A 6886-nucleotide genomic window follows, 5' to 3' on the forward strand; every position below is an offset into this window, starting at 1 on the left:
TAACAACATTAGCAGGAGGTGATTTACAATGGCGAGTCAGATTAATGGAAATCAGGCAGCGAGCTCAAATGTAGAGGCTCTAAGAATAGTGAGAAAGCAGCAGTCCGGCGGTAATAATAAACCGTCGCCAGGCGGTGCAGGCGCGGCAGGCGGCGCGGGAGCGGCTGGTGCAGAGAAAAAAAACGCTCAGGGGCCGGCAGCAACCGTTAAAATCTCAGAGCAGGCGAGAAAAGTTGCCAATGCGGCAAACACAAAGCCGAAAGAAAATGTCGGGGGAGCGGGGGCAACTGAATCAACTAAGCGTGTGGAGCAGAATGCTGAAAACGTGCAGGTGCAGCAGGTACGGAAGAATCAGAATGCGAATGCACAAAACCCGAATAGCCCGAAGAAGGTCGCGGAATCGGTAAATAAATCGGTATAAGCAGACTTGATACTACAGTGGATATGTGCAAAACGGCTAAAGGCGGTAGATGGAAAAGCTGGGGCGTATAGAATATGTAAATGCAGAGGTTGCGGCGCGTGTGGTCAAACGCGGGTATGGGGCGTGAGAAGCGGGCATTTCTTATAGTAAGGGGTAAGGAAAATGGAAATCAAAGGGGTAAGCATAAATGTTCAGACGACGGCCAGGTCTGCCGAGTCGCAGGCTAACAAGCGTGCCTATGCTCAACCTTCTTCCCAGCCACATTACCGGAAAGACGACGGAAAAACTGCTAAGACACAGGATAGCGTAGAGGGCTCCGTAAGGGTTACCATCACAAAAGAGGGAAAGGATAGGCTAAACAGTTCCCGGCAGAATAGCAAAGAAGGCAGGAGGGGTGCCGCCAGGGTAGAAAAACAAGCCGCGGGTATCGTAGTTCAGTCTGAAAAAGAGGCCAGTGAAAAAAACAAGGACTCGGCTAAGACGCCCGGGAGCACTGCTGTTGTAACCACAAGGGCATATTATGCCATAGAAAAAGACAGCAAGGACGACAAGGAGACTGTGGTCGTTAAGATTGTGGATGAGAATGGGAGAGTGATCAGAGAAATACCGCCAGAGGATTTTTTTAAAGGCGCATCAGAGCTGAATGCTATACCGAATGAGCTATATCATGCGCTGGCATAAGGGACAACAAAATGTTCCTATGCCAGGGCTGAACATTAAGGCCAGGCCATTTTTAGGTAATTAGGGAAGGATTTCGCTTCAGATAAGAAGTACTAACCCCGTCACAAAGTAATAGTATCACGAACGATTATTGCGATTTCTTCGAGGGTTTTTTGTTACAATAGACGTATGGAGACAGAGACGGCAGACCTCTTAAGGCTATCTGGCAGACTCGGCGAAGGGCAGGAAAGTCCTTGTTGCAGTACGGCTGCTGTTGAGCAGAACCTGCTTTCAGCAATACTTGATATTGTAGGGGCATTAGTGCTGATTCTTGACAGGAATGGACGTGTAGTCTGCTTTAATCGGGCGTGTGAGAAGACTTCCGGTTACGATTTTTCGGAAATAAAGGGAAAATGCCTCTGGGATTTTCTGACAAGGGAAGAGGATATAGGATTAGTCAAGGTAAATTATGAAAGGATAATAAAGGGGGACTATCCGGCTGAGTATGAGAATTTCTGGATATGCAAGAACGCCACTGAGCGTCTGATAGCGTGGTCAAATACGGCATTGTTAAATGAAAACTCCGAGGTAATCTATGTGATTGCCACGGGGATTGATATAACAGAGAGGAAACTGACGGAACAGCGTCTGCAGTACCTGGCACACTTCGATTCCCTTACTGACCTGCCAAACAGGACACTTTTCTATGACCGATTAGGCCACATCCTGGGACACTCCCGAAGGTACAACCAGATGTTTGCGCTGTTGTTTTTAGACCTTGACGGATTTAAGTTTGTAAACGATTCACTGGGGCATGACATGGGCGACTTGCTGATAAAGATGGCCGCGGCCAGGCTGCCAAAATGCGTACGGGCATCGGACACGGTTGCCCACGTGGGCGGCGACGAGTTCGTGATAATCCTTCCGCTTGTAGAAAAAGCGAGGGAAGCCGCACTGGTAGCTGAGAAGATACATGAAGCCTTTTCAACCCCGTTTCACCTCGACACTCATGAGTGTTTTATAACTTTGAGCATTGGGATAAGCATCTATCCAAGCGACGGAGACGACGTAGACACGCTGCTGAAAAATTCAGACATTGCCATGTATCAGGCAAAGGAAAAGGGAAGAAACACCTACCAGTTCTATAATTCGGAGATGAATACCCGCGCGCTGAGGCGTCTGAAGCTCGAGAATAACCTGCGAAAGGCCCTTGAGAGAAATGAGTTCATAATACACTATCAACCCAAAATAGATCTCAATTCATGGAGCGTATGCGGTGTTGAGGCCCTGATCAGGTGGATAAACTCCCAGTATGGATTGATCTCACCGGCAGAGTTTATTCCATTGGCAGAGGATACCGGGCTGATAATTGCCATAGGCGAGTGGGTGCTCAGAACGGCCTGCGCGCAGGCGAAGCAGTGGCTGGACGCCGGTCATACAGGGCTTCTTATGTCAGTAAATCTATCTGCCAGGCAGTTTACATCACAAAATCTTGTTTTATTGATAGAGAATATTTTGCAGGAGACTGGCCTTCCAGCCGGATTTCTTGAGCTGGAGCTAACGGAAAGCGTAGTTATGGATGATGCAGAGTCGGCCATAAAAATACTTAGAGATATTAAAACTATGGGCGTACACGTAGCTATAGACGATTTCGGAATGGGGTATTCCTCGTTGAGCTATTTAAAGCGTTTTCCGATAGACAGGCTTAAGATAGATAAATCATTTGTCCGCGATATAACGACAGACCCGGACGACGAGGCGATAGCCACTGCGATAATAGCCATGTCACACAGCCTGAAGCTGAAAGTCATAGCCGAGGGCGTAGAGACCAATGGCCAGCTGGAGTTTCTGCGCTCACTCAACTGTGACGAGGCCCAGGGATATCTTTTCTCAAAACCGTTGCCCGTTAAGGACATAGAGGCATATCTGAAAAGTAAGAAAATCAAATCGGGCTCGTAATGGAAATCCATGTAACGGCAGGGCCGGCGTGTCTAACGCAACTGGCGGAGCTTCTGACCTCAGGGGCTACAGCCGTAAGGCTCAACATGTCATACGTCAACAGTGAAACCCTTGGGGATACCGTATCGGATATAAGACATCTGGCCCCTCACATTAAAATCGGAGCGGACATCCGGGGAAGAAAGTTGAGGATTGGTGGCGTCCCAAACGGCAGGGTAATGCTAAAGACGGGGCAAACGTTCAGGCTCTATCCGGCCCAAGACACGAAAATGGGCGCAGAGGACTACGCCTATGTGAATTACCCGGCCATGCCTTTTAATATAGAAGCAGGGGCCGTAGTCTTACTCGACGATGGAAATATTGTGCTGAGAGTAACAAAAATAAAAGAAGGGGAGATTATATGCACGGTAGAAACGGACGCGGAGCTTACCTCCGGCTGCGGGGTAAACACACCGGGATATCCAGTTGAGCTGCCTCCTCTTAGTAAAAAGGACTATGACGACATCGGGCTTTTGTCGAAATTACCGATAGACTTTGTATATTTATCTTACGTAGAAAGGGCTGGGGACATTGCCATACTAAAAGAAACCCTGCGGCAGCATAATATGAAAGACACGGTAGTGGCAAAGGTAGAGCTGTCAGAGGCCATAAAAAATCTCGACGCGATATGCGCGGCCTCAGACTCTATTTGTATCGCCCGAGGAGACCTTGGCGTTGAGATAGAGCTGCCGAAGCTCCCCTATGTGCAAAGACATATAGTGAACACAGTAAAACAATCCGGCAAACCAGTGCTTGTTGCGGGGGAGCTGATGTTTTCGCTCGTAACCAGACACAAACCTTACAGGGCCGAACTTACGGACATCATCGCAGCTTTGGAGCAGGGTGTAGATGGTTTTATACTTTCCGACGAGACGGCAATTGGGGTAGACCCGGCAAATGCCGTAAGGCACCTGTGTGCCCTGATCCGGGAGTTTAATCTGCACTCAGACGTAAAGTGAAGGTGAAAGAGTCAGGTGGTGCCGAAGGGGGGACTCGAACCCCCATAACCCCGCATGGGTAAAGGGTTTAGAGTAGGTTCCAGAACGAAACCGGAACGAGTGGGGTTTACCTGATATCCGGTTCACTGAATACTTTGCGGCTAATCTCACTGCACTGTCCCACAACTCCTGCGGTATCTTCTCTCTTGCCTGGCGGGTTTGACGCCAATGCTTGAATTGCTCTGATACTTCGTCAATATCTTCTGCCATCGGTTACTCCTCCTTGTATCTATTGGTAACCGATTATATCCGCTAACTCATGGCTATTCCAAGCACGCTTGCCGGAAAGACACATTAGAACCTGTTATGGCTTATAAGGGTTTAAGGGATTTTTATCAGGGTACTTGAAAAAAAGGATATGCTAAAGCACGCTTGCCGAAAAGACACGAATAACCACAAAGCCCACTTACAGGCAGTAACACTGTAAGCAACACCGGCAGAATTGCTTTCATCATCCTATTTGCCATAATATCCTCCTGAACGATTATTTTAAGCCGGCGATCTCCCAGGTTGAATCGGTATTGCTTTGCAGTGACACGGAACTGCTTACCGAAGTGCCGTTCATTAGCCAAAGGGTGTTTGCCCCGGTGGCTTTATTCCTCCAGAGGATGTCGTAGTTGCCGTCTTTGTCGAAGTCTGCAGCTCCGGCGATTTCCCATGTCGTACCGGTTAGGGATGTTATTGTGGCAGTGCTGCTTACTGAAGTGCCGCTCATAAGCCAGATGGAATTAGCCCCGATTGAGTTGTTTCTCCATATAATATCCGGGTAGCCGTCGGCGTTGAAGTCCCCGGTGCCCCCTATCTCCCACGACGTACCGGATAACGTAGGAAGAGACGCGCTCCCGCTTAACGTTGTGTTGTTTAATAGCCACACGGCCGTGTAACCATAGGTCTTATTTCTCCAGAGAATATCCGGGTAGCCGTCCTGGTTGAAGTCCGCAATGCCAGCGATTTCCCAATTAGCATCGGATACTGAGGCAATTGACGCGCTGCTGCTTACTGATGTGCCGTTTAAGTACCATACGGCGATGTCCCCGGTTGTGTCATTTCTCCATAAGATGTCCGTGTTGCCGTCCTGATTAAAGTCCCCTGTGCCCACTATTTTCCATGACGTATCTGAAAGTGAAGTGAGCGTTTGTGTGCTGCTTACCGAAGTGCCGCTCATCAGCCAGACCTGGTTGGCTCCGCTTGTCTTGTTTCTCCAGAGAATATCCGGGTAGCCGTCGGCGTTGAAGTCACTCTTAGCGGTATTCGTTGAGGTATCAGTTATACTAAACGAAGACAGGTTAGGCGGAGTGTCGTAACCTACATATAATGTATTGTTGTAAATCACGCTATGAGGGCGCGTCCATGTGCCGGAGACGACGAGCGTATTGGAGACAAGTCCCCAGCTTTTGTTGTAGACCGCACGATATAAATCTCCGCCGCCATCAGATGCCCCGCGACCGTAGTGGATTATGAAATAGCCGGTGGTGGGTTCGATAGAAAGTGCCGACACTATGCTCAGCATACCCTTGTCCGCCAGGATAGTCGACTTGTTAGCAACCACGTTCCAGTTCGAGTCATAGATAATCCTGCTGAAGTTGTCATTAGCGCCTGGGGCCAGCGTATCAGGGGCTACGAGATAGAAGTAGCCGTTAGAGTAAACGGCCGCAGCACCATTAGCGTGGACATTAGTGCCAATGCCTATGACATATGAACCTATTGCCGTCAAGTTTGAGTCATATTTATAAACTTTGTGGCCATAGCCCGGGTAGAGTTTCCCGACATAGACATATGTGCCGTCACCTACTAAGAACATGTCGTTTGTCGGGGCGTCGTTGCTTACCACAGTCGTTATCCCTACGCGCTGGAGATTTGCGTCAAGTTTAAGCAGATATAAGTATCCTCCCTGCCCGGAACCCGATGTTGAAAATGTAATGTAGTGGTGATTACCCTGGAAGACATGCTTGTGGTCGGCAATGGTATCTCCATTGGCGGTATCCGCCGATGTAGCAACGGTTACAGCCGTAGAGGTTTGGCTCAAGGACAGGTCGAATTTGCCCACTTTAATAGTCCCGTTTTGCTCGCTTGATACGACGATGGAGTTTCCATCAAATACCGGGATGCACCATATGCCGCCGTAGTCGACGGTTACCGTTTTCGATAGCGAAAACGTCAGGGCGTGTGAATTCACCGAAGTTATCACCATAAGTAAAAAGATTATGGCACTATGAAATACGATCCGCTTTGAAAAGACAGATAGAGATTTTGAGTGCTTAACCATTGATACTACCTCCTTTTATTTAGCCTATATGATTAATTGTACAACGAATTGCCAATTATTTCAATAGCACTTGCCTTCATTGCAAGGATATCTACTGTGTACTCGTATGGTACTGTCTAAAACTCTCTGGCGTGGACCCTTTTCTCTCTTGATGGCCAGGGCTTTTGGTTGCGCCAGAAACAGCTATCAAACCTTAATTGCTTTACTCGTGGCATTTGAAGTGGTGATATACAAATTAATCATTTCTTCTCAATAGCCTTTTTATATATAGCACCCATATTTTTATCTAAACCATTAATGTGCTGATACCACCAGTTCCTCATCCAAGGCTGAAATTCCTTTGCTATGTCAAATATCTCATTTTTATTACCTATCTTTATTTTCTCGAACTCCGTAAAATCTCTTATAAATGCCTCATGTTCCTTATTATGTTCTATAGTGGACCCAATTGTCAAGACAAAAATTTGCCTTTTTTAAGTTACAGCAAGTCCTTATATTTTTCATAGCCCAGGCCCCAAAGGGGCGGGTGTACGTCCCAAGTCC

Annotated in this window: 6 protein-coding genes; 4 read left to right on the plus strand and 2 right to left on the minus strand. The window is 47.8% G+C overall.

All coding sequences use genetic code 11. The annotated features are described in order from the left end of the window. Positions 1-28 precede the first annotated feature (28 nt). The 4 genes from HWQ67_RS10400 to HWQ67_RS10415 all read left to right on the plus strand — a co-directional run bounded on the left by HWQ67_RS10400 (position 29) and on the right by HWQ67_RS10415 (position 4038). Positions 29-421 (plus strand): hypothetical protein, encoded by a 393-nt coding sequence (locus tag HWQ67_RS10400; RefSeq protein WP_218252625.1) that lies wholly within the window; start codon positions 29-31, stop codon positions 419-421. A 162-nt stretch (positions 422-583) separates the two neighbouring features. Next, complete coding sequence (locus tag HWQ67_RS10405; protein ID WP_218252626.1) at positions 584-1102, plus strand: flagellar protein FlaG; 519 nt, start codon at positions 584-586, stop codon at positions 1100-1102. Between the two features lie 168 nt (positions 1103-1270). After that, complete coding sequence (locus tag HWQ67_RS10410; protein ID WP_218252627.1) at positions 1271-3040, plus strand: sensor domain-containing protein; 1770 nt, start codon at positions 1271-1273, stop codon at positions 3038-3040. Beyond that, positions 3040-4038: a pyruvate kinase gene (locus HWQ67_RS10415; protein ID WP_218252628.1), complete on the plus strand. Its 999-nt coding sequence runs from the start codon at positions 3040-3042 to the stop codon at positions 4036-4038. Before HWQ67_RS10410 ends, HWQ67_RS10415 begins: the two co-directional genes overlap by 1 nt. A gap of 523 nt (positions 4039-4561) precedes the next feature. Here HWQ67_RS10415 and HWQ67_RS10420 read toward each other — a convergent pair. Together HWQ67_RS10420 and HWQ67_RS10425 are read right to left on the minus strand one after the other, a co-directional pair. After that, positions 4562-6343 (minus strand): FG-GAP repeat domain-containing protein, encoded by a 1782-nt coding sequence (locus HWQ67_RS10420; protein WP_218252629.1) that lies wholly within the window; start codon positions 6341-6343, stop codon positions 4562-4564. 239 nt (positions 6344-6582) lie between these two features. Continuing rightward, positions 6583-6798, minus strand: coding sequence for a hypothetical protein (locus HWQ67_RS10425; RefSeq protein WP_218252630.1), 216 nt, complete (start codon positions 6796-6798; stop codon positions 6583-6585). Positions 6799-6886 lie beyond the last annotated feature (88 nt).

It is taken from the genome of Candidatus Magnetobacterium casense, assembly GCF_019173545.1.
In the GTDB taxonomy this organism is placed as follows: Bacteria; Nitrospirota; Thermodesulfovibrionia; order Thermodesulfovibrionales; family Magnetobacteriaceae; genus Magnetobacterium; species Magnetobacterium cryptolimnobacter.